Raw genomic sequence first — 21,473 nt, forward strand, 5'->3', positions numbered from 1 at the left:
GAATTAGCCCATGGGCAGCAATATACTGGACATCGCCACCTCCAGCCTGCGGGTTGCCAAGCAAAAGCTGGAAGTCACCAGCCATAATATCGCCAATGTTAACACTGAAGGTTACAGCCGCCAGCGGGTCAACGCCAATGCCCGCCCGCCGCAATTTTCCGGCGCGGGCTTTATGGGTTCCGGGGTAAAAGTCACTTCCATAGAGCGCGCCTACGACAAATTCCTCACCAACCGAGTCAGAGCCACCACTTCCAGCTTTGCAGAGGTTGACCGTTTTTATCAAATGACCAGCAAAATCGACAACATCATTGCCGATCCTGATTTGGGCGTGGCCAAATCCATGGAAAACTTCTTCAACGCCGTGCACGATGTCGCCGATGACCCGACTTCTCTCCCCGCCAGGCAAACCCTGTTGACTGAAGCGGATACCCTCACGGATCGCTTCCATACCTTGAGCGGACAATTGGATGCCATGGAGTCTCAAATCCAGCAGGAAACTCAAGATCATGTGAACGAAATCAATTCGCTGGCGGAACAGATCGCCACCCTCAACGAAAAAATCGTCTATGAGGTGGGTAAATCCCAGGGCAAGCCGCCCAACGATTTGCTCGACCAACGGGATGCGTTAATCAACCAATTGTCGGAGAAAATCGACGTCTCCCCACTTTCCAGACCCGATGGAGCGGTGGATATTTTTATTGGCAAGGGCCATGCCTTGGTCATGGGCGCGGACCGCAGCACCTTGGGGCTTCAGGCCAACCCCCTTGACCCGGACAAGCGGCAAATTACCTTGACGAACCAATTCCATACCATGGTGATTGATGAAGGACTCAGCGGTGGAGAACTCGGCGGGCTTATCCAGTTCCGGGAACAAGTCATGATTCCAACGGAAAATAAACTGGGCCGGTTAGCCGCAGGCTTGATGGTAGAATTCAACCAGCTACACAAAGCAGGATACGATTTGGACGGCAATACCGGCGTGGACTTCTTTACCATGCAGGCACCGGAAATTCCTATCACCCAAGAGGGCACTGGTACGGTCACCGCCAGTTATGTGAACATCGCCGACCTTGAGGCCAGTGATTATCAATTGGCATACGACGGCAGCGCCTATACCCTGACACGCTTGAGCGATCAAACCCAAACGACAATATCCTCTTTTCCGGCCACCGTGGATGGCATCGAAATTGACTTGGCATCCCCACCGACTGGCCCCAGTACTTTTTTAATCCGCCCCACTCAACAAGCTGCGGGGAAGATTAGTCTGAATATTTCCGACCCCCGGCAATTTGCCGCCGCCCAAACCGATACTTCTACAGGATCGATTGGCGATAATAGCAACGCCCTGGAAATGGCCTGGCTAGAATCGGCAAAAAAAATGCTGGGCGGCACCGCCACTTTTCAGGATAGTTACGGACAAATCGTAGCGGAAATCGGCACCACAGCGCGCTCAGCCAAAATCAGCCGCAACGCCCGGGAAGTCATCAAAAACCAGGCCACGACCGAACGGGAAAGTCTCTCCGGCGTGAATCTGGATGAGGAAGCGGCCAACTTGCTCAAATTTCAGCAAGCCTATCAGGCATCGGCGCAAGTCATCGCTATTGCCAGTCAAACCTTTGACGCCCTCCTCGGCGCGGTAAGGAGATAAATCATGCGCCTTTCCACCCACTTGATGCAGAAAATGAGCATAAACTCGCTGCTCGATCAACAAAACAAACTCAACAAAACCCAGCTGCAATTGGCCAGCGGCAAAAAGGTGTTGACACCGTCAGATGATCCCATTGCCGCGGCCAGATCGGTCGACTTGCAGGAAGAGCTGCGCAAACAAGAACAATTTCAGGATAATATCACTGTGGCTACCCATCGTTTGTCTTTGGAAGAAGCCACCCTGGCTTCGACTACCGATATTGTGCAACGAGTTCGGGAATTGGCGGTCCAGGCCAATAATCAGGCAGTGCTGCGCCCTGAGGACAAGACTGTCATTGCCAAAGAAGTTCGCCAACTTCTCGACGAAATGGTGGGACTGGCCAACACCAAGGACGCCAACGGTGAATACTTGTTCGCCGGGTTTAAATCCGATACCCAACCCTATCCCAATGCGCCAAGCAGCGCCCAACCTCCCTTTTACGAATTTCAAGGCGATGCCAACCAACGAATGCTGCAAATAAGCGCCACCCGGCGCCTGGCGGACGGGGATTCAGGGCAAACGGTATTCGAGGACATTCCCACCGAAGGCGATTATGCCGACGCTACTGGCAATAAGGATAATCTCTTTAACATCGTTTACCACTTTGCCCTGGCGCTGGAAGGCAATCCGGCCGATAACGACACCAACACAGCAAACGGCGTTCCTGAAACCGCCGATGATTTCCTCAACAGCACCCTGGCCAACCTCGACCATGCCCTGGAACGGATTACCGAAGTGCGGGCCAGTGTCGGCGCGCGCTTGAATGTTCTGGATCAGCAACGGCAAGTCAATGAACAATTTGCCCTGGAAATAAAAACCACCCTTTCCCAAACCCAGGATTTGGACTATGCCGAGGCCATCGGGCGCTTCAACTCAGAGCAAATCGCCCTGCAAGCGGCGCAGCAGTCTTATATCAAAGTCCAAGGGTTGTCTTTATTCAATTATTTGCGTTAACTGATAGGCTATCCTCTCCTTAGCTTCCATTAATCAAGCCCAGCTTGTTTTTTCCACAAAACAATCGCTTGTCTCACTTGGTTTTGGCGCTACCTCCTTGTGCCGCAGGCAACTCTGAATAAATCAGAGTTGCCCTAACATAAAACTGAAATGGTACGCCCAAAAGGGATCAGCTATTTCACCCGTCATTAGACAATTGCAAAAAGATTGTATATAAAGGTGTTAACCCATCTTTCATGTTAGCCGCCTTATTATTACGTTAGTCTGGTTTTGAGGGGGGACAGAATAATAATTCATCGATTGAAGCCACCACCTCACTTTGGCGTGCGGTACAAAACAGTTTGTATTGCTTTATTTTTGTGTCTTACTTCCTCCTCCTTAAAATCAGCAGAATGGATTTATGAAATCCAGCGGGGGGACAATCTGTGGAACCTTTCCCGTCAATTTCTTATTGACATTAATCTATGGCCAAAACTCCAGTCCTTAAATGGCATTAAGCAACCTCGCCGCCTTCAGCCAGGTACCAAGATCCGTGTTCCCATGGAATGGCTCAAGATTGTTCCAGGCAGTGCCTCAGTCTTAAATCTTTTCGGCAATGTTACTGCCATCGGCATGGCGCAAAAATCCCGGAAATTGGCCAAAGGTGATCTCTTGCCAACCGGTACTGTTATCCAGACGGACGCCTCCTCCAATATAACTCTGCGATTTGACGATGGCTCGATTTTCCTGCTTAAAAGCAACGGCCAGGTAAAGCTCAAAAACCTCAAGGTTTACCCAGGCACCGGAATGGTGGATACCCGTCTGGAACAAAAAAAAGGTAAATCCGAAAGCAAGGTCAAGCCTAAAAAAGGACCAGGATCCAGGTTTGAAATCAAAACCCCATCGGCAGTGGCAGGGGTTAGAGGGACTGCCTTCAGGGTAGAGACATTACCTGATGGTGAGGTGACTGATTCTGAAGTCATCGAAGGGGAAGTAGCCGTGGCAGCAGGTGGTGCCACGCAGACAATACCCAAAGGCTTCGGCACTTCTGCAAAAGCCGGCGGACAGCCTTTACCTCCAGTCGAACTGCTGCCCGCGCCCAATCTCACACAAGTCCCTTCTACTTTTGAGCGAGACCCTTTTTATTTTCGCTTTCCCCATAAAACCGGTGCGATTGGTTATCTATTGGAAATAGCTCCCAATCAAAAATTTACTCAACTCCTTTATGAACAGGAATATCCTTCCACCACAATCAAAGTTTCCGGACTCGCGGAGGGGAGCTATGTCTTGAGAATCCGCGCCATGGACCGGCATGGACTCGAAGGCTTTGACGCTTACCACCCCTTCACGGTCAATGTCCATCCACCACCGCCTGAATTACTGCAACCCTTACCCGCCAGCCAAATATTTGCACATCAACCCATTTTCCGTTGGCGACCCGTTGAAACAAGCTTTGGTTACCATCTGCAGTTAGCATCGGATTTTCATTTTCGCCATCCACTAATCAATGAATCGCACCTACAAGCCATCAGCCACATCGCCGGATTTTTACGGCCAGGCAAGTATTATTGGCGGGTTGCAGCCATTGACAGCCATGGGAAACGCGGGCCTTTCAGCCCTGCCCGGGAATTTATCCGCCTGCCTCCGCCACCTGATATGGACATTATTAATACCAATGGCGTACCCAGCGCCTTGCAATGGCAAGCACCTTACGAAGACGCGCGTTACCGGCTCCAAATTGCCTGGGATCGTGGGTTTGAAATGGTCATTGCCGACATTCTGCTTGATAAACCGAAATATTTTTTAACCCCACTCAAACATGGGGATTATTTTATCCGGGTAAAAACCTATGATGCCCAATGGGAAGGCCCCTACAGCCAACCTTTACTCTTGAAAGTACCTTGACGATCATGAGTTTATCCATATTTCACCAGCCGAAAAAACCGATGGTTCTGCCCAAGCGTCAGGGCCACAAAGAACTGGCCCTGCTTTGGCTGATTTTATTGCTGATTGCCTATGCCCTTTTCCACTCGGGTGTTATTCAACGATGGAATTTATTGGCTTTCGACTATTCCGTGCGCCTCTTCTTTCGTGAACCGAATCCGAAAATCGCCACTATCGCCATCGATGACCGAAGTTTGCAATCGCTTGGCCGCTGGCCCTGGCCCCGCTCAATTCACGGCAAGTTGATTCAGCGTTTGACCCAAGCCAAAACCTCTGCCATCGGTTTCAGCCTTATCTTCTCGGAACCAGATCCCAATCACCACAACAGTGACTTAAAGCTCGCAAAAGCAATACGAGCCAATGGAAAAGTGGTTCTACCCGTTTTGCATTTGCAAGATCCTGCCGTCATTGATGCCATCACGGCACATCCCCCTCTACCAGACCTGGCCCGGCAAGCGGCGGCACTCGCCCATGTTGACGTGGAGCTGGATATGGACGGCCTGGCGAGAGGGCTTTTTTTGCGCGCCGGGGTTGGCTACCCTCAGTGGTCAACATTAGCTCTGGCAATGTTGGAAGTAGGAGGTGAAGCTATGCCTGAACCTTTACCCGGTAGCCGCAATACTAAACTAGATCATCCCTCACCCAAAGCGTGGGTAAGGGACCATCACGTCCTCGTTCCCTTTGCCGGACCGACCGGTACTTTTCCGGTTTATTCTTACGTGGACGTTCTAAGAAATGATCAATTACTTGAACAACTGCGCGGCAAGTATGTTCTGATTGGGGTCACTGGCACCGGATTAGGGGGAAATCTGCCAACCCCTGTTTCCAGCACCTTTCAACCCTTGACCGCTCTGGAATTCCACGCCAACGTGCTGGATGGACTACTGGGCAACCTTCTTATCACCCCCTTACCCCAATGGTGGGAAATGGTGTTTACCTTATTTCTTGTTGCCATATTGTTAATAGCCTATGCCGCTACCCAGCCCCGATGGGCAGCACTGGTTGTCCTTGGGCTTATGATTCTGGCAGTGATGGCAAGCGCAATCCAGCTAAAGTTTTTTCACCGCTGGTCCGGCCCGGCGCTGCCGATATCCGGACTATTTTTTGGCTTCCTTGCGGGCAGTTGGCATCACCTCGATACAATTTTACGTCAACTTCACCACGAGAAAGAAAGAGCTGAAATTACCGTGCATTCCATCGCTGACGGTGTGATTACCACAGACCGACGTGGCCGTGTGGTATTCATGAACAAAATGGCAGAATCGTTAACCGGTTACAACCTTGCCAAAGTCAAGGGCCAATCCTTGGAGGCTGTTTTTCGTTTAAAAAATGAAAACGGCCAACCTGTTCCCATTCGTTCTCTATTGGAAAACAGCAGGCGGAGCAAATTCAGCAGGCTGGACCAACAAACCATCCTCACCAATCGCCATCAAAAAGAACATATAGTCCGTGTGACAGTCAACACATTGCGCCAAGGGAGTAACGATAATCAGGGAATGGTACTGGCTTTCAGTGATATCAGCGAAACCAAAAATCTGATAGAACGCTTAGCTTATCAGGCCCACCACGACGAACTTACCGGCTTGCCCAACCGGACTTTGATCATGGACCGGATGAATCACGCCATCGCCCACGCCCGCAGAATGAATGAGCAAATCGCGGTGCTGTTCATTGACTTGGACAATTTCAAAAAAATCAACGACGGCCTCGGTCATTCCGAAGGCGATGCCTTGCTAATTGCAGTCGCTGACCGCCTCAAGAAGGTCATCCGGGAAACTGACTCGGTAGCCCGCATTGGCGGTGATGAATTCATCGTTCTTTATGAAAACCTGAATCACTCCGGCGGAGTCGCCTTGCTCGCCCAAAAGCTACTGGATGCCCTATCCAAGCCCTTTCAGATTAATAGTCATAAAATTTATCTTTCATGCAGCATTGGTATCAGTTTGTACCCCAAGGATGGGCACGACGTGGAATCGCTTTTAAAACATGCGGATATTGCCATGTACCGGGCCAAGGAAATGGGCCGCAACAATTTCCAATTCTTCTCCCAGGCAATGAACGAGCAGATTGTGGAGCAGTTGGGATTGGAAAAAGCGCTGCGCCATGCCTTGGAGCATGACGCTCTTGAACTTTACTACCAACCCCAGGTTCATCTGGCCTCTGGAAAAATTGTGGGTGTGGAAGCCCTGGTGCGCTGGGAACACCCTGAAATTGGCCGGGTTTCACCGGCAAAATTCATTCCTTTGGCGGAAGAAACCGGCCTAATTATCCCCTTGGGAGAGTGGGTATTACGCCAGGCTTGCCAGCAGATGAAAATTTGGCAAACCCGACACAAATACCCCATATCCATGGGAATCAATCTTTCCCCTCGTCAATTCGCCGACACCAATTTAATGCCTATGATCCGGCACATAATGGAGGAAACACAGATTAATCCAACTTGCCTGAAACTTGAGATTACCGAAGGCGTTTTGTTGCAAGATTTTGATCATTCCATCCAATTCTTGAAATATTTTCGGGATATGGGCGGTTCCATCTCCATTGATGACTTTGGCACCGGCTACTCTTCCTTGAGTTACCTGAAGAAAATCCCCGCCGACCAGCTCAAAATCGACCAATCCTTTGTCACCAGCATTGCTGACGACCCCCATACCAAGGCCATCACCCAAGCCATTATTACCATGGCCCACGCTATCGGTTTGGACGTGGTTGCCGAAGGGGTGGAAACGCATAAGCAACTGGAAATTCTGAAGACTCAACGATGCGATGAGGTCCAGGGGTTTTTTATCAGCCATCCCCAGCCGGCGGAAAGAATCGGCAGATTACTGGATGTCTGCTTCGACACTCAGATTTCGCTCAATTGATTATCCTCAACAATGAGAACAGCTATGCGCTTGTTATTCCGTATCATTTTTAGCATGAGTGTTATGTGCGTCATCCCTCCTGCCAATGCTTCTGATAATTGGCAACCGGGAAGAAAATTTATTGGGCTTCAGGCTGGCTGGGGAGAGGGGTTTTCTTTGGGGTTTTCCGGCAATGGTGATGGCCGGAGAGCAGAATATATTGCTATTTTGCCACAGATTGGTATGGATATTTCCGGCCTGGTAGGAACTGGCCGCTGGTATCAAGGAAATCTAGACGCCATCTTGGAAGCGGAATATTTCCACCAACAAGCGCCCGGGAATTCTGGGTTTTCCGCAGGCGGTGCATTAATTCTGCGTTACAACGCCCGCCACTGGCGGCGCTGGTCGCCTTACTTGGAAGCCGGAATTGGCATGGGATATTTAGACTTCGACTTACGGGACCAGGACGATGGCTTGGTGTTCTACCCTCAAGTAGGTATTGGTGCTAACGTTAGACTGACAAAAAACTTAGCGTTTAACGCCGGATGGCGGTTTCATCATATGTCAAACGCTGGCACCAGATTGCCCAATAATGGCATTAACGCCAATGTCTTCCTTCTGGGTTTTATGGTGTCTTGGCATTGACCTCCATCACTTCGACACTATCTCCCACCTTTAACCTTCCCTGCCCCTCGTGAATGGCATTTTGGCCAAACCAAGCCTCATTGCCGTGCTTACGGTACGAAAATAAAGTCTGGAGCGGTTCGCTACCGGTTTTCTCCCCGCTGTCAGGGTCGACTGTGGTGACGACACACCGGGAACAAGGCTTGGCAATACGAAATGGAATGCCGCCAATGGCAATTCTTTTCCAGGCATCCTCTGCATAGGGCTGACAGCCCGAGACGACCAGATTGGGCCGGAAACGGCGCATGGAGACAGGTTCTGGCAAGCGGCTGTTGAGGTCGTCCAAAGATCCCTGGCCAATCAGCAAAAACGGATAGCCGTCGGAAAACGCGGTTTTCTCTCCCTTGCGGGCGTGTTTGAGATTGACTTGCCGGACTTCGTCGTCAGGGAACCAAACCAGCCGGCAAGGTTTGCCAATGGCTTCACTCAACCATGCATCCACGGCAAGATCGACCAAAACCGCCTTGACATGGCTGCGCCAAACCGTCACTTCCTTACGGGATACCGCTTCCGGCGCGTTGGGAACCTGCATTTCTCCCAATTGGGGATGATTCAAAGTCAATGCGCCGCTTCCCGGATCGATGGCGGTACCGATTTTAGCCATGTGAGGCAACTGGCGCTGGGTCAGAAAACGGCCATTTTGATCCACCACCATCCAGCGCCGGTCGAAACGCAGTCCGAAGCTATCCACTTCCCATGCCTGTACGGCAATGCCGCGCAGAGATTTCACTGGATAAAGATACAGCTCGCTCAAGATTAAGTTATCACTCATGCCCCAACAATGCCTCCTTCAGTCAAGCGTGTGGGATCCAGCAGTTTTTCCAGTTCCTGCCGGGATAAATCCGTCATTTCCGCCGCCACATCAATAATCGGCCGGCCTTCCTTGTAGGCTCTTTTTGCGATTTCAGCCGCCTTGGCATAACCGACCACGGGATTCAGGGCGGTCACCAATATGGGGTTCTTGGCCAAAGGTTTGGCCAGATTTTCTTCCTTGACCTGAAATCCCCTCACCGCTTTATCCGCCAATACCCTGGCGCCATGGCCAAGGATTTCGATACTTTGCAGCAAGTTATAGGCAATGACCGGCAACATCACATTCAGCTGAAAATTACCCGATTGCCCCGCGACAGTAATGGTTGCATCGTTGCCTATGACCTGGGCAGCCACCATGCAAACCGCCTCTGGAATCACGGGGTTGACCTTGCCCGGCATAATGGAGCTACCCGGTTGCAGGGCGGGCAATTCTATTTCCGCCAACCCAGCCAAGGGACCAGAATTCATCCAGCGCAGATCGTTACAGATTTTCATCAGGCTGACGGCGGTGGTTTTCAATTGTCCAGAAACCTCTACCGCGGTGTCCTGGCAACTTAGGCTTTCAAAAAAGGTGTCGTTAGGCTGGAAGGGAAAACCTGTCAGTTTGCCGAGCCTGGCCGCAAACCGGGGAGCAAACTTAGGATGCGCATTGATGCCGGTTCCCACCGCAGTGCCGCCTTGGGCGATTTTGTATAACCTTGGCAGACTGCTTTCAAGCCGTGCGCTATCGGAATCGACCTGCGCTTTCCAGCCGCTCAGCTCCTGTCCCAAACGGACCGGCATGGCGTCCATCAAATGGGTACGCCCGGTTTTGACAATGCCGTCCAGCGCTTGCGCGCGTTGCCCAATCATTTGGGATAAATGCGCCAGAGCCGGCAACAAATGATGGTGAATGCCCCGCACGGCGCTGAGATGGATTGCGGTGGGAATGGTGTCATTACTGCTCTGGCTCATATTCACGTGATCGTTGGGATTGACCTTTTCCCCGCTGATTTGGCTGGCCAGATGGGCAATGACCTCGTTGACATTCATGTTGGTGCTGGTGCCTGACCCAGTCTGGAATACATCCACGGGGAATTGGTCACGGTATTTGCCCTCTAGAATTTCTTGGGCCGCCTGCACAATGGCATTGGCAATCTTGCTGTCCAAAAGCCCTAAATCTTTATTGACTTCCGCCGCGGTACTTTTGATCAAGACCACCGCATCAATAAACGCCGGCGGCATCCTAAGACCACTGATAGGGAAATTATTGACCGCTCTTTGGGTCTGGGCGCCGTACAAAGCGGTTTTTGGCACCTCCAGTTCCCCCATGCTGTCCCGCTCGATTCGAAATGCTTTTTCTGTCATCTCTATGAACCCAATTGATATTGATACTGTATATAACAGGAATTTTTGTCTGTAACTGTGCGGCATTGGGGGAGGGTATTCGGGGTGTACGCGACCTGGATGGTCGCGTCCAAGCGCCCAGGGATGGGTTCTCAGCGTCCCCGAATACCTTCCCCCAATGCCCGATGCTGATATTCACGCTGCCGCAGCGTTTCGTATAGCATTACTCCGGCAGCCACCGAAAGATTCAAGCTTTCCACCGCCCCCTTCATGGGCAGTTTAACCAAAAAATCGCAGGATTCCCGGGTCAACCGGCGCAGCCCCTTCCCTTCCGCCCCCATCACCAACGCCAACGGCCCGGATAAATCCGCGTCAAAAACCGTCTGCTCTGCCTCTCCTTCGGCGCCGGCAATCCAAATATTGGCGGCTTTTAGCTGTCGCAGTGTCCGGGCCAGATTGGTTACCCGGAATAAAGGTACGGTTTCGACGGCGCCACTGGCCACTTTGCAAACGGTTGGCGTCAAGCCAACGGTCCGGTCCCTGGGTAAAATCACACCTGACACGCCCACGGCGTCACAGGTGCGAAGACACGCTCCTAAATTGTGAGGATCCTGAACCTGATCCAGCACCAAAAATAAAGGCTGTTTTACAGTTTCAATGAGTGCCTCCAAATCAGCTTCACCCAACGCCTTGGGAGGAACGGTTTCCAGCACAACCCCCTGATGATGGCTATCCCCGGCGATTTGATCCAGGCGCTTACGATCAGCATTTTCGAGGGGAATGCCGCACGCCGCTATTTGCCGGCGCAGTTTTTCCAGCGCCGGATCCCGGCGCTGGGCATCCACCCAGGCGCGTATGACCCGTTCCGGCGCATGGCTCAAGACTGCCCGGGCAGAATGCAGGCCATATAAAACCTGCCGGCTCATGCCGCAGTCGCTTTTTTACGGCTGCTCCGCTTCCTGCGCCGGGATTTCGTCTGGGCCTTGCCGGGCTTGGGCGGGGCCAGCGGCGAAATCAATTCCAGATCAATTTTTCGTTCATCCAGATCCACCCGCGCCACTTTCACGGTAACCACGTCCCCTACCCGGTAGGTGATATGGGTCCGTTCACCCTTCAAACAATGCCTGACCGGATCGTAATGGTAGAAGTCCTGGCCCAGTGTAGCAATGTGAACCAGACCCTCCACATAGATTTCCTTGAGCTCCACAAAAAATCCGAAGGAAGTCACCGCAGAAATGACTCCTTCGAACTCCTCCCCCACCTTGTCTTGCATGTATTCACACTTGAGCCAGGCGATGACATCCCAGGTGGCTTCGTCAGCGCGCCGTTCGGTCATGGAGCAGTGTTCACCGATGGCCTTCAACTCGATTTCCGAGTAATCGAAATCCTCAGGCTTACCGCCGCGCAGCACATGACGTATCGCCCGATGCACCAACAGATCGGGGTATCGGCGGATCGGGGAGGTGAAATGGGTGTAGGCATCCAAGGCCAAGCCGAAATGGCCTTTTTTCTCCGGACTGTAGATGGCCTGAGGCAAAGTTCGAAGCATCAGGGTTTGGATCAAATGGGCATCGGGACGTCCCTGGGCTTTTTTCAAGACCGCCATAAAATCACCTGGAGCCGGCTTATCACCACCTGACAGCTTTAATCCCAGTTCAGACAAAAATTGCCGCACATCCGCCACTTTTTCCGGGTCCGGACCTTCATGCACCCGGCGCAAATAGGGAATTTTCTTGCGATCCAAAAACCGGGCGGCGGCGGCATTGGCGGAAATCATGCACTCTTCAATCAACTTGTGGGCATCATTGCGTTCCACCCGCACAATTTTCTCAATCTTGCGGCCTTCGCCAAAAATGATTTTATATTCATCGGTATCAAAATCCATGGCGCCGCGCTTTTCTCTCTGCGCCCTAAGCGCCTGATAAGCCTTGTAGAGGTTTTCCAGGTGCGGCAACAGTGCCTGGTATTTTTTGCGCACCGACTTCTTTTTATCCACTAGCATGGCGGCCACTTCGGTATAGGTCAGCCGCGCATGGGAACGCATGACACCTTCAAAGAATTTGGACCGGATCACCCGCCCCTCCCGATTGATCATCATCTCACAGACCATGCACAACCGATCTTCGTGGGGGTTGAGAGAGCACAGGCCTGTGGAGAGCACTTCGGGCAACATGGGAATCACTTGCTGGGGAAAATAGACCGAGTTGCCCCGCTTCAAGGCTTCTTCGTCAATGGCCATTTCAGGCTGGACGTAGTGGGACACATCGGCAATGGCCACCAAAACCCGCCATCCCTTGGGTGTTGGCTGGCAAAATACCGCATCGTCAAAGTCTCGGGCATCTTCGCCGTCTATTGTGACCAAAGGCAGTTGACGCAGGTCTACCCGGCCTTGCTTGGCTTTTTCCGGTACTTTTTTACCAAACTGCCTGGCTTCTTCCAGGACTGCTTCAGGCCATTCACAGGGAATATCGAAGGCATGAATTGCCACTTCGATCTCCATGCCAGGGGCCATGTGTTCCCCCAGCACCTCGATGATCCGGCCGATGGGGCGCTGGCGTTTGGAAGGTTGTTCGAGGATTTCCGCGACGACTATTTGGCCGGGCTTGGCGCCATTAATGTGTTCTTGAGGAATCAGAATATCTTGGGTAATCCGTTTATTGTCGGGAATGACATAGGCCACCCCGCCTTCCACAAACAAACGGCCCACCACCCGCTGGGTATTGCGTTCCAGCACTTCTACAATGCTGGCTTCTTTGCGTCCCCGGCGATCAATGCCGCGGACGCAAACCACTACTTTGTCACCGTGGATTACCGAACGCATTTCCCGGGGTGATAAAAACAGGTCTTCTTCTCCTACTTCTGGCTTCAAAAAGCCAAAACCGTCAGGGTGTCCTATTACCCGGCCGGTAATTAAATCCCGCAGGTTAATCAGGCAATACCTGCCCTTCCGATTGCGTAGGAGTTGCCCGTCGCGTTCCATGGCTTTCAGACGCCGCTCCAGGGATTCACGATCAATTTCATCGTGGACTCCAAGGGTCTCCGCAATTTCTTCAAAAGATAGAGGGATGCCTTTTTCTTCGAGTACCGAAAGAATTAACTCCCGGCTGGGGATGGGACGCTCGTATTTGCGCGCCTCTCTTTTGGCTTGAGGATCTGGAATTTTGAACTGGCGTGGTTTGGCGGAATGAGAAGCCGAAGCTTGTTTGGTCTTTATATGCTTCTCACTTTTGTTTTTCTTGGATTTTTTCTTTTTTTCGTTTTTGCTATTTTTTGAGGGCCTGGCCATATCACTTATTGGGTAAATTATCTAGGTTGACATACTAACACGGAAAAGATATATTTTTTGGCTTGGCCGAGGTGGCGGAACTGGTAGACGCGCATGGTTCAGGTCCATGTGGGGGAAACCCCGTGGAGGTTCAAGTCCTCTCCTCGGCACCACTATAAAATTCTCTTTTTGAAAGTTAAATCCCTTTGGCTTTGCTTTGGCAAACCTGCCATAAAAACCCTCTGCCAACCGGAAAGAGAATTAATCAGCAGATAAATAATGTGCCTGTTTTCCCTTCACAAGACACTGTTAACCCGTCTCTAGGGCCGACCATCCGCCTACGGAAGGGATGCCGACCCACCTCAGTAGCATCCAGCAAAACCTCTTGTCTTTTTACCCGAAAGGATGTTCCAAAACAATGGTTTGGTTGCGATCCGGGCCGGTGGAAAGGATCACCACGGGAACTTGCAACAGCGATTCAATCCGCCGGATATACCGTAAGGCATTTTGGGGCAAATGATCCATCTGGGTAATCCCGACGGTGGATTCCTGCCACCCGGGAAGGGTTTCAATCACCGGCTGGCAACGGGCATAATCTCCCGCGCCCATGGGCGTTCCTTCTATCCGTTCACCATCCAGCTCATAAGCAACGCAGATGCCAATTTCCTTCAGCCCATCCAACACATCCAACTTGGTCAAACAAATTCCCGACAGGCTGTTCAGGCTGGCGGATTTGCACATCGCCACTGCGTCAAACCATCCGCAGCGACGGGGACGGCCGGTAGTCGCGCCAAATTCATGGCCCCTTTCCGCTAGATGGCGGCCCACCTCATCGTGCAATTCCGTGGGAAAAGGCCCGTTGCCAACCCGGGTGGAATAAGCCTTGGTGATTCCCAACACATAATCAAAATCCAGCGGCCCCAGGCCGGAACCGCAAGTCGCCCCACCCGCCGTGGTATTGGAGGAGGTGACATAAGGATAAGTGCCATGATCGATATCGAGCAAAGCACCCTGCGCGCCTTCGAACAAAAGATCCGCCCCTTCTTGCCGCAAGGTTTGCAGGCGCGCGGAAAGATCGCACACCAATGGAGTCAAAACTTCTCCCCAAGCCGTCAATTCATCCAGAGCCTTGTCATAGTCAATGGCAGGCGCCTGAAAATAATATTTGAGAATAAAATTGTGGTAATCCAACAATTGTTTCAATTTTTCCGCCAGAATTTTAGAATCGCGCCAATCTTCGGCCCGCAAACTTCTACGGGCGACTTTATCTTCATAGGCGGGACCAATGCCACGCCCAGTGGTGCCGATGGCTTGCTCGCCGCGGGCATTTTCCCGGGCTTGATCCAAAGCCACGTGAACTGGCAACAACAGAGGGCAAGCGGCGCTGATTTTCAGCCGGCTTCTGATATCCACACCCGCCTGTTCCAAGCATTCGATTTCTTCCAGGAGGGCGGAAGGGGACAGCACCACGCCGTTGCCAATCAAGCATTCGACGCCTGAATGCAAAGCGCCAGAAGGAATCAGGTGCAACACCGTTTTCCGCCCATCGATAACCAACGTATGGCCAGCGTTGTGCCCGCCCTGGAAACGGACCACGGCATTGGCGCGATCGGTCAACCAATCGACAATCTTTCCTTTGCCCTCATCTCCCCACTGCGTACCGATGACAATGACAGTTTTGCTCATTTACCAATATTCACATTAAAGTTCAGTAATTTCTTTCACGCCTATAAAAGCTTGGCACCTTGACTGCGCTAAGTTTATGGGCAAAATTATTTACTGATGTTACGCACTTGCCCGGAATGCCCTCTCCCACAGGGAGAGGGGAGGCAGCACTTGGTTTTACGCCGCTCCCATCGTTATAGATGAAGGCTAGAAAACAGTCCATTCCCTTCCTCGCCGGCACGGCAGGGTCAGGGAATCCACCCTTGCCCTCTCCCCCGCAAGCGGGGGAGGGCTGGGGAGGGGGAGGATAACACGGAATGAACGTGCGTAACATCAGTTATTTAGATACCACTTCCCAGCCATTTTCCCCCGGCACCAATTGATAATGACAGTCAATGTTGTCGGCTTCGCAATTAGGAAGTGCTTGAATCACTTGCCACCCCTGTTGTCGAAGCTGATGCACCTTATCCAGTAAATCAGGGTCGTCTATCGGCGGCGCAAGGACGCGTTTGGACTCTGGCATTTCAAGCGCCGAACTGTACCGTAACAAAAGTTTTAGGTCCGTACTGAAACCTACCGCAGGCCGGGCTCTGCCAAAGGCTTTTCCAATAGCGTCATAGCGTCCGCCACGGGCGATTTCCTTGCCAAATCCAGGCACTAACGCAGCGAAAACAAGGCCGGTGTGATAATGATATCCGCGCAGTTCAGCCAAATCGAAATGAACGGGAAGGCTTGGAAGCCGATTTCTCAAATTCAGGGCTGTCGTTTCGAGCATAGCGATGGCATGACTCACAGTATCGCTGGCATGGGCAAGGGTTTTTCGCGCCTGGGTCAAAACCTCGAATGAACCATTCAGGTCTACCAAAGCAACCAACATTTCCTTGATTGCAGAGGGGCAATCGTAATCCTGCAAAAATTCCACCAAGTCCGGCTTGGATTTGCGCTGTAAAATTGCGAACAAGCTTTCTTCGTCTTGGCAATCCAAACCAGCTTGGCCGGCAAGGCTGCGATAGATTCCAACGTGTCCCAAATCCAAATGAACATTCAGCACGCCGGCTTGGGCCAAAGTTTCCAGCATTAAACGAATCACTTCCAAATCCGCCTCGATATCCGAGCAACCATAAAGCTCCGCCCCAATTTGCATAGGACTACGGGAGGTATCCAAAGCATCGCCATAGGCATGGAGCACCGGCCCTGCATAACAAAGCCGCGTCGGCCCTTCTCGCTTCAGATTATGGGCATCGATGCGGGCCACCTGAGGCGTCATATCGGCCCGAAGCCCAAGCAACCGGCCACTGGCAGGATCGCTCAGTTTAAAGGTTTGCATCTCCAGATCATGGCCCGCGCCAATCAAGAGCGAATCTAAGAATTCGATCAAGGGTGGGATGACCTGCTCATAACCCCATGACGCAAACGCGTCGAGCAACCGCCTGCGAAGTAGCTCTATCCGCTGGGCCTCACTGGGCAACAACTCTTCGATGCCATCTGGCAAGAGCCAACGTTCCACCGGCAAATGATGAATAGCCATAGGCTTTGATTATCTCAGACGCAGATCTAACTGCCTAACAAACAAACATAAAAGACACAGAGGAATGGGCCGGGGGATCCCGGCCCTGACCCGTTACTTCTGTACCGGTTTGGCGTGTTTGAAGTACTTGAAGAAGTCTGAGGTAGGCTCAAGAATAATCATGTCGCCTTCCTGGGAAAAAGTCTTCTGATAAGCACTCAGACTCCGGTAGAAGGAATAGAACTCACGGTTCTTATCGAAAGCCTTGGCATAAATATCCGCCGCCACGGCATCCCCTTCACCTCGAGTCTTTTCCGCATCGCGTAACGCTTCCGCCACAATGACTTCTCTCTGGCGATCTGCATCCGCGCGAATTCGTTCCGCCGCTTCCATACCTTGAGATCGGAATTCCCGCGCTACCCGGGCCCGTTCTGATTCCATCCGCCGGTACACCGAACTGGAAACCTGGGGCGGCAGATCAATCCGTTTGATGCGGATATCAATGATGTTAATCCCCAATCGGTCCGCAATGGGCTTGGTAGCCTTTAGCAGGATCTGACGGATAGCTTCGCGGTCAGTCGCCACTAATTGACGAATGGTGCGTTTCCCAAACTCGCTGCGTAGTTCATCCTTGATGATCTGGTCCAAGCGAATGTTCGCCTGCCTGGGATCGCCTCCCACTGTAATGTAAAAGGTCTTGACGTTATTCACCCGCCATTTGACGAAAGAATCCACAATTACGTTTTTCTTTTCCGAAGTCAAGAAACGTTCAGGCTTGGAATCCAGGGTCAATATCCGGGCGTCGAACTTTTTAATACTGTTCCACACCGGCACCGGCACCTTGAAATGCAGGCCAGGCTCGTAATCGTAGCGCACAATTTCTCCGAAACGGAACTTAATTGCTTTTTCCGTTTCATGGACGGTGAACACCGATCCGTAACCCAACAGCATTAGTAGGACCAGCAGTCCCAAGCTAAATTTACTCTGTGCCATTAACGTCCCCTCCCTTCACGGCCACGCACGCTGCGGCGCAGCGTCGGTTGTCGTTGTTGCAACAGCCTGCGCGCGGCTTCCTGACTGGTAACAGGCGCTGACTGGGCTTTCGGTCCCTGCGCTCTGGACTGAAATTTATCCAGTGGCAGATAAAGCAGATTGTTGCCACCTTTGACATCCACCATAACCGTGTCTGTTTTACCCAGCACCGATTCCAAGGCATCCAGGTACATCCGAATGCGGTTGACTTCTGGCGCCTGTTCGTACTCGGCCAGAATTTGCACGAAACGGCTGGCTTCCCCTTGCGCCTTGGCAACAATCTTCTGTTTGTAACCTTGGGCTTCCTCCAGGATTCTCGCCGCTTGCCCGCGGGCTTTTGGAATAACCTCGTTTGCATAAGCCTGGGCTTCGTTGATAAAGCGTTGCTTATCTTCCCGGGCTTTAATAGCGTCTTCAAAAGCACCCTGGACTTCCTCAGGCGGCTGCGCGTCCACGAGATTCACGGTAGCAATGGCAATACCTGATTGATAAGTGTTTATGATTTCCTGAATCAACTTTTTGACTTCGGCGGCAATCTCACTGCGCCCTTCGGTCAGGACAAAATCCATGGTGTGACGGCCAACGACCTCACGCAACGCACTTTCAGTGACCTCCCGCAAAGTCTTTTCAGGCCCCTTGATATTAAATAAAAAGTCCCTGGCATTGCTGATGGTGTATTGCACCGCCAGTCTGACATCAACAATGTTCTCGTCCCCGGTCAACATTAATGCCTCTTGCGGTACAGACCCCAAAGCTTGCTGCCGGCCACCGGAACGATAACCCAGCTCCAAAAATCTTTGGTGCTCCACATCGACAATTTCCACCGCTTCTATAGGAAACGGCAAGTGCCAGTGCAGGCCGGGCATAGTGGTTTCGGTATATTTCCCAAACCGGGTCACGACGCCTCGATTACCTTCCTGGACGATATACATCCCTGACGCCAGCCAGAGAAGTAAAACCACGCCAACCAACAACCATATCAACCACGCTGAATCAGAAGGCGCACCTTTGCCACCGCCAAAGATCCCCCCAATCTTTTCCTGAAGTGATCGAATCACCTCTTCAAGATCCGGTGGCCCACCTGATTGGTCTTGGCCACTCCAAGGATCTTTTTTTCCCCCACCCGGTTCGTTCCAGGACATGCCTACGCTCCTACAATAAATATGAATTGTTAATCCGGCAATGAAATGTTGATTACACTAGCCTTTAGTTTTATTTCACTGCACGCTAAAACTTAAGGAATCACTGAATTATTCAGCATTTCCTTAAAATATCATCTTAGCCTCTCAGCCAACTTCAAATACGCTATGCTCCTGTCTGCTTAACACTATAGAGCATCAAAAAATATTGCGGAACCCGCTGGCAATCCATTGTCATGATTTTTAGCCGCGTTATCCGTTGGGATCATGGGCATTTGCAATTGGAACCCGCCCCAACACTTTGTCAATTAGGGCGCTATTTTAGCGGGAACCACAAAAAAATGCTTGTTTGTAATTTCATCAGAAAAAACAAACATCCCTTTGATGGATACTAAATGCTGTATCCCATTAAATATTCTCAAATACGATCCACTAGCCAATTAGGGCTGACATTCAATCGAATCGAGCAATAATTGATGTTTGCGCGGCAATTCCACCTCCATATCCCAGCCACCATCATCGCCCACCTCATCACGCAAAACGTTGCCAAACCTGAAAAGCTGAGCCCGGAGACGGCCTTGGGCAGGCACCAGATGTAACTTGGCGCGGATCTTGTCTGCCGCGACGACTTCCGTCAGCGCTTGCAGTAACAACTCAATGCCCTCGCCGGTTTTAGCAGACAACCACACCCGACTTGGACGGCCCGTCTCATCATAGTCAATGCGGGAAGGCCGCTGCATTTGATCAATTTTATTGAATACTTCTATCACCCGGTTCTGGTCGATGCCCAACTCTTTAAGAACACCATTAACTGCGTCGATATTTTCCTGGCGCCGCTCTGCACTGGCATCAATCACGTGCAAAACCACTTCCGCTTCGCAAGTTTCTTGAAGTGTGGAACGGAAAGCCGCCACCAGCTCATGGGGCAAATGGCGAATAAAACCCACGGTGTCCGCCAAAATGGCGGCATTACCGCCGCCAAGTTCTATACGGCGCAAGGTGGAATCCAAGGTAGCGAACAGTTGATCTGCCGCATAGACTCGCGACTGCGTCATGCGGTTGAACAATGTGGATTTGCCGGCGTTGGTATATCCCACTAAGGCAACGGTTGGCAGTTCAGCCTTTTTCCGGGCGTTTCTGCCCTGTTCGCGCTGTTTGGCCACTTTACGCAGGCGCTGTTGAATTTGACGAATCCGTTGACCAATCAAACGGCGGTCCGTTTCCAACTGAGTTTCCCCGGGCCCCCGTAACCCGATACCCCCTTTTTGCCGCTCCAAGTGAGTCCACCCCCGCACCAACCGGGTGGCCAAGTGCCGTAATTGCGCCAGTTCTACTTGAAGCTTGCCTTCGTAGGATCTTGCTCTTTGAGCGAAGATATCAAGAATTAGCCCAGTCCGATCCACCACCCGAACAGCAAGCTCTTTCTCGAGGTTACGTTCCTGGCTAGGCGTCAATGCATGATTGAATAAAACCAGCTGGGCGTCATATTCGGAAACAGCCCGTTTTAATTCTTCCAGTTTCCCTTTGCCAATAAAATTACGGGGATCAGGCTGACGGCGGCTGCCTTGAATAACTGCTACTGGCTCGGCGCCGGCAGATTGCGCTAACGCTTCTAGCTCGTTTAGATCTTCGGCATCAAATGTGGTGGCAAGATGAACCAAAACAGCGCGCTCACCCGCGCCGGGCCGTTCAAAAAATTGCATGGATAAATGGGAAAAACAGGCTCATTCGTTCTTTTCGCCTTCTTCCCCGGCATGGGGAATACGTACAGGACGGGCCGGTACAATGGTAGAAATGGCGTGTTTATACACCATCTGATTGACGGAATTTTTGAGCATGATAACGTATTGATCAAAGGAATCAATTTTGCCCTGGAGCTTGATTCCATTCACCAAATATATGGATACAGGAATATGTTCTTTTCTAAGCGTATTTAAAAATGGATCTTGTAAGTTCTGGCCCTTAGACATCCTCTTTCTCCTTGTTCTTATCTATCGCTGCGGAAGCGGTACCACTGGAGCACGGGAATAGTTGGTATTAAAACAGATTCTGTCAAAATTCGCCAATCACCCGTATCATAAACACAACATATTTGAATAAATTTAGAGCCGTTTCAGTTAAGCAGGTTCATTTTTTATGAAACAAATCAAAACCGCGGATTTATGTGACCGCTTCGCCGATACTGAACACTTTCAAATTGCCGAGCCCATGCTTCAAATCTTTGGCGGCAACCGAGCATTCGGCGGCCGAATCGCCACCCTCAAAACCTTTGAAGACAACGTGTTAGTCCAGGAGGCCTTAAAAGAGCCTGGGAACAACAAGGTTTTAGTCATTGACGGCGGCGGCTCTCACCGTTGCGCCCTGCTCGGGGATAATCTCGCCCAATTGGCGATTGACAATGGTTGGGCAGGTATTGTGATTTATGGATGCATCCGCGATTCGGCGGCAATCAATCAGATGCCCATTGGCATCCGCGCTTTACATACCCATCCCTTGAAAAGCCATAAACGTGGACTCGGCGAGCGGGACGTGCTAATCACCTTTGCCGGGGTCAATTTTCGCAGCGGCCATTTTCTCTATGCCGATGAAGACGGTATTATTGTCTCTCAACACCCACTCCTTTGAAAATTATTGC

General features: G+C 51.4%; 16 protein-coding genes and 1 tRNA gene. 7 read left to right on the plus strand and 10 right to left on the minus strand.

Annotation, left to right across the window (positions count from 1 at the left end; all coding sequences use genetic code 11):
* Window positions 1-10: 10 nt before the first annotated feature.
* From AXA67_03970 to AXA67_03990, 5 genes are all read left to right on the plus strand, one after another.
* Window positions 11-1,648 carry a hypothetical protein gene (locus AXA67_03970; protein KXJ41760.1) on the plus strand — a complete coding sequence of 546 codons (1,638 nt, stop codon included), beginning with the start codon at window positions 11-13 and terminating at the stop codon, window positions 1,646-1,648.
* Window positions 1,649-1,651: 3 nt separating this feature from the next.
* Window positions 1,652-2,641, plus strand: coding sequence for a hypothetical protein (locus tag AXA67_03975; protein KXJ41761.1), 990 nt, complete (start codon window positions 1,652-1,654; stop codon window positions 2,639-2,641).
* 300 nt (window positions 2,642-2,941) lie between these two features.
* Window positions 2,942-4,525 carry a hypothetical protein gene (locus AXA67_03980; GenBank protein ID KXJ41762.1) on the plus strand — a complete coding sequence of 528 codons (1,584 nt, stop codon included), beginning with the start codon at window positions 2,942-2,944 and terminating at the stop codon, window positions 4,523-4,525.
* Between the two features lie 5 nt (window positions 4,526-4,530).
* A complete protein-coding gene (locus AXA67_03985; GenBank protein KXJ41763.1) occupies window positions 4,531-7,428 on the plus strand; it encodes a hypothetical protein in 2,898 nt (965 codons plus the stop codon).
* Between the two features lie 24 nt (window positions 7,429-7,452).
* Window positions 7,453-8,052, plus strand: a complete 600-nt coding sequence (locus tag AXA67_03990; GenBank protein KXJ41764.1) for a hypothetical protein — start codon at window positions 7,453-7,455, stop codon at window positions 8,050-8,052.
* Here AXA67_03990 and AXA67_03995 read toward each other — a convergent pair.
* The 4 genes from AXA67_03995 to AXA67_04010 all read right to left on the minus strand — a co-directional run bounded on the left by AXA67_03995 (window position 8,033) and on the right by AXA67_04010 (window position 13,444).
* Window positions 8,033-8,863, minus strand: coding sequence for a hypothetical protein (locus AXA67_03995; protein ID KXJ41765.1), 831 nt, complete (start codon window positions 8,861-8,863; stop codon window positions 8,033-8,035). The two genes, AXA67_03990 and AXA67_03995, sit on opposite strands and share 20 nt — an antisense overlap.
* Window positions 8,860-10,251 carry a class II fumarate hydratase gene (aspA, locus tag AXA67_04000; protein ID KXJ41766.1) on the minus strand — a complete coding sequence of 464 codons (1,392 nt, stop codon included), beginning with the start codon at window positions 10,249-10,251 and terminating at the stop codon, window positions 8,860-8,862. Before aspA ends, AXA67_03995 begins: the two co-directional genes overlap by 4 nt.
* Window positions 10,252-10,382: 131 nt before the next feature.
* The gene (locus tag AXA67_04005) at window positions 10,383-11,156 is read right to left on the minus strand and encodes a 23S rRNA methyltransferase (GenBank protein ID KXJ41767.1); all 774 of its coding nucleotides are present in this window, start codon (window positions 11,154-11,156) and stop codon (window positions 10,383-10,385) included.
* Window positions 11,153-13,444, minus strand: a complete 2,292-nt coding sequence (locus AXA67_04010) for a ribonuclease R (protein KXJ41815.1) — start codon at window positions 13,442-13,444, stop codon at window positions 11,153-11,155. The genes AXA67_04005 and AXA67_04010 overlap by 4 nt, the downstream gene beginning before the upstream one ends.
* Window positions 13,445-13,581: 137 nt before the next feature.
* On the opposite strand from AXA67_04010, the gene AXA67_04015 reads away from it, so the two are divergent.
* Window positions 13,582-13,668: transfer RNA gene (locus AXA67_04015), tRNA-Leu, on the plus strand.
* A gap of 220 nt (window positions 13,669-13,888) precedes the next feature.
* On the opposite strand, the gene AXA67_04020 is transcribed toward AXA67_04015, so the two are convergent.
* The 6 genes from AXA67_04020 to AXA67_04045 all read right to left on the minus strand — a co-directional run bounded on the left by AXA67_04020 (window position 13,889) and on the right by AXA67_04045 (window position 20,808).
* Window positions 13,889-15,181 (minus strand): adenylosuccinate synthetase, encoded by a 1,293-nt coding sequence (locus tag AXA67_04020; protein ID KXJ41768.1) that lies wholly within the window; start codon window positions 15,179-15,181, stop codon window positions 13,889-13,891.
* Between the two features lie 316 nt (window positions 15,182-15,497).
* On the minus strand, window positions 15,498-16,688 hold the full coding sequence (hisZ, locus tag AXA67_04025) for an ATP phosphoribosyltransferase regulatory subunit (protein ID KXJ41769.1): 1,191 nt from the start codon (window positions 16,686-16,688) through the stop codon (window positions 15,498-15,500).
* Between the two features lie 93 nt (window positions 16,689-16,781).
* Window positions 16,782-17,660 carry a protease modulator HflC gene (locus tag AXA67_04030; protein ID KXJ41770.1) on the minus strand — a complete coding sequence of 293 codons (879 nt, stop codon included), beginning with the start codon at window positions 17,658-17,660 and terminating at the stop codon, window positions 16,782-16,784.
* Window positions 17,660-18,841, minus strand: a complete 1,182-nt coding sequence (locus AXA67_04035; protein ID KXJ41771.1) for an HflK protein — start codon at window positions 18,839-18,841, stop codon at window positions 17,660-17,662. Before AXA67_04035 ends, AXA67_04030 begins: the two co-directional genes overlap by 1 nt.
* A 437-nt stretch (window positions 18,842-19,278) precedes the next feature.
* The gene (locus AXA67_04040) at window positions 19,279-20,541 is read right to left on the minus strand and encodes a GTPase HflX (protein KXJ41772.1); all 1,263 of its coding nucleotides are present in this window, start codon (window positions 20,539-20,541) and stop codon (window positions 19,279-19,281) included.
* 21 nt (window positions 20,542-20,562) lie between these two features.
* Window positions 20,563-20,808 carry an RNA chaperone Hfq gene (locus AXA67_04045; GenBank protein ID KXJ41773.1) on the minus strand — a complete coding sequence of 82 codons (246 nt, stop codon included), beginning with the start codon at window positions 20,806-20,808 and terminating at the stop codon, window positions 20,563-20,565.
* A gap of 166 nt (window positions 20,809-20,974) precedes the next feature.
* Between AXA67_04045 and AXA67_04050 the strand changes: the two genes are divergently transcribed.
* Window positions 20,975-21,463, plus strand: coding sequence for a ribonuclease (locus AXA67_04050; GenBank protein KXJ41774.1), 489 nt, complete (start codon window positions 20,975-20,977; stop codon window positions 21,461-21,463).
* Window positions 21,464-21,473: the final 10 nt, after the last annotated feature.

The sequence above is a fragment of the Methylothermaceae bacteria B42 genome, from assembly GCA_001566965.1.
Classification (GTDB): domain Bacteria; phylum Pseudomonadota; class Gammaproteobacteria; order Methylococcales; family Methylothermaceae; genus Methylohalobius.

What these genes read in the sequence shown, in the direction of transcription:
- AXA67_03970 (KXJ41760.1), top strand. Translation starts at nt 11, where the DNA reads ATGGGCAGCAATATACTGGACATCGCCACCTCCAGCCTGCGGGTTGCC.
- AXA67_03975 (KXJ41761.1), top strand. Translation starts at nt 1,652, where the DNA reads ATGCGCCTTTCCACCCACTTGATGCAGAAAATGAGCATAAACTCGCTG.
- AXA67_03985 (KXJ41763.1), top strand. Translation starts at nt 4,531, where the DNA reads ATGAGTTTATCCATATTTCACCAGCCGAAAAAACCGATGGTTCTGCCC.
- AXA67_03990 (KXJ41764.1), top strand. Translation starts at nt 7,453, where the DNA reads ATGCGCTTGTTATTCCGTATCATTTTTAGCATGAGTGTTATGTGCGTC.
- AXA67_03995 (KXJ41765.1), bottom strand. Translation starts at nt 8,863, where the DNA reads ATGAGTGATAACTTAATCTTGAGCGAGCTGTATCTTTATCCAGTGAAA.
- aspA (KXJ41766.1), bottom strand. Translation starts at nt 10,251, where the DNA reads ATGACAGAAAAAGCATTTCGAATCGAGCGGGACAGCATGGGGGAACTG.
- AXA67_04005 (KXJ41767.1), bottom strand. Translation starts at nt 11,156, where the DNA reads ATGAGCCGGCAGGTTTTATATGGCCTGCATTCTGCCCGGGCAGTCTTG.
- AXA67_04020 (KXJ41768.1), bottom strand. Translation starts at nt 15,181, where the DNA reads ATGAGCAAAACTGTCATTGTCATCGGTACGCAGTGGGGAGATGAGGGC.
- hisZ (KXJ41769.1), bottom strand. Translation starts at nt 16,688, where the DNA reads ATGGCTATTCATCATTTGCCGGTGGAACGTTGGCTCTTGCCAGATGGC.
- AXA67_04030 (KXJ41770.1), bottom strand. Translation starts at nt 17,660, where the DNA reads ATGGCACAGAGTAAATTTAGCTTGGGACTGCTGGTCCTACTAATGCTG.
- AXA67_04035 (KXJ41771.1), bottom strand. Translation starts at nt 18,841, where the DNA reads ATGTCCTGGAACGAACCGGGTGGGGGAAAAAAAGATCCTTGGAGTGGC.
- AXA67_04040 (KXJ41772.1), bottom strand. Translation starts at nt 20,541, where the DNA reads ATGCAATTTTTTGAACGGCCCGGCGCGGGTGAGCGCGCTGTTTTGGTT.
- AXA67_04045 (KXJ41773.1), bottom strand. Translation starts at nt 20,808, where the DNA reads ATGTCTAAGGGCCAGAACTTACAAGATCCATTTTTAAATACGCTTAGA.
- AXA67_04050 (KXJ41774.1), top strand. Translation starts at nt 20,975, where the DNA reads ATGAAACAAATCAAAACCGCGGATTTATGTGACCGCTTCGCCGATACT.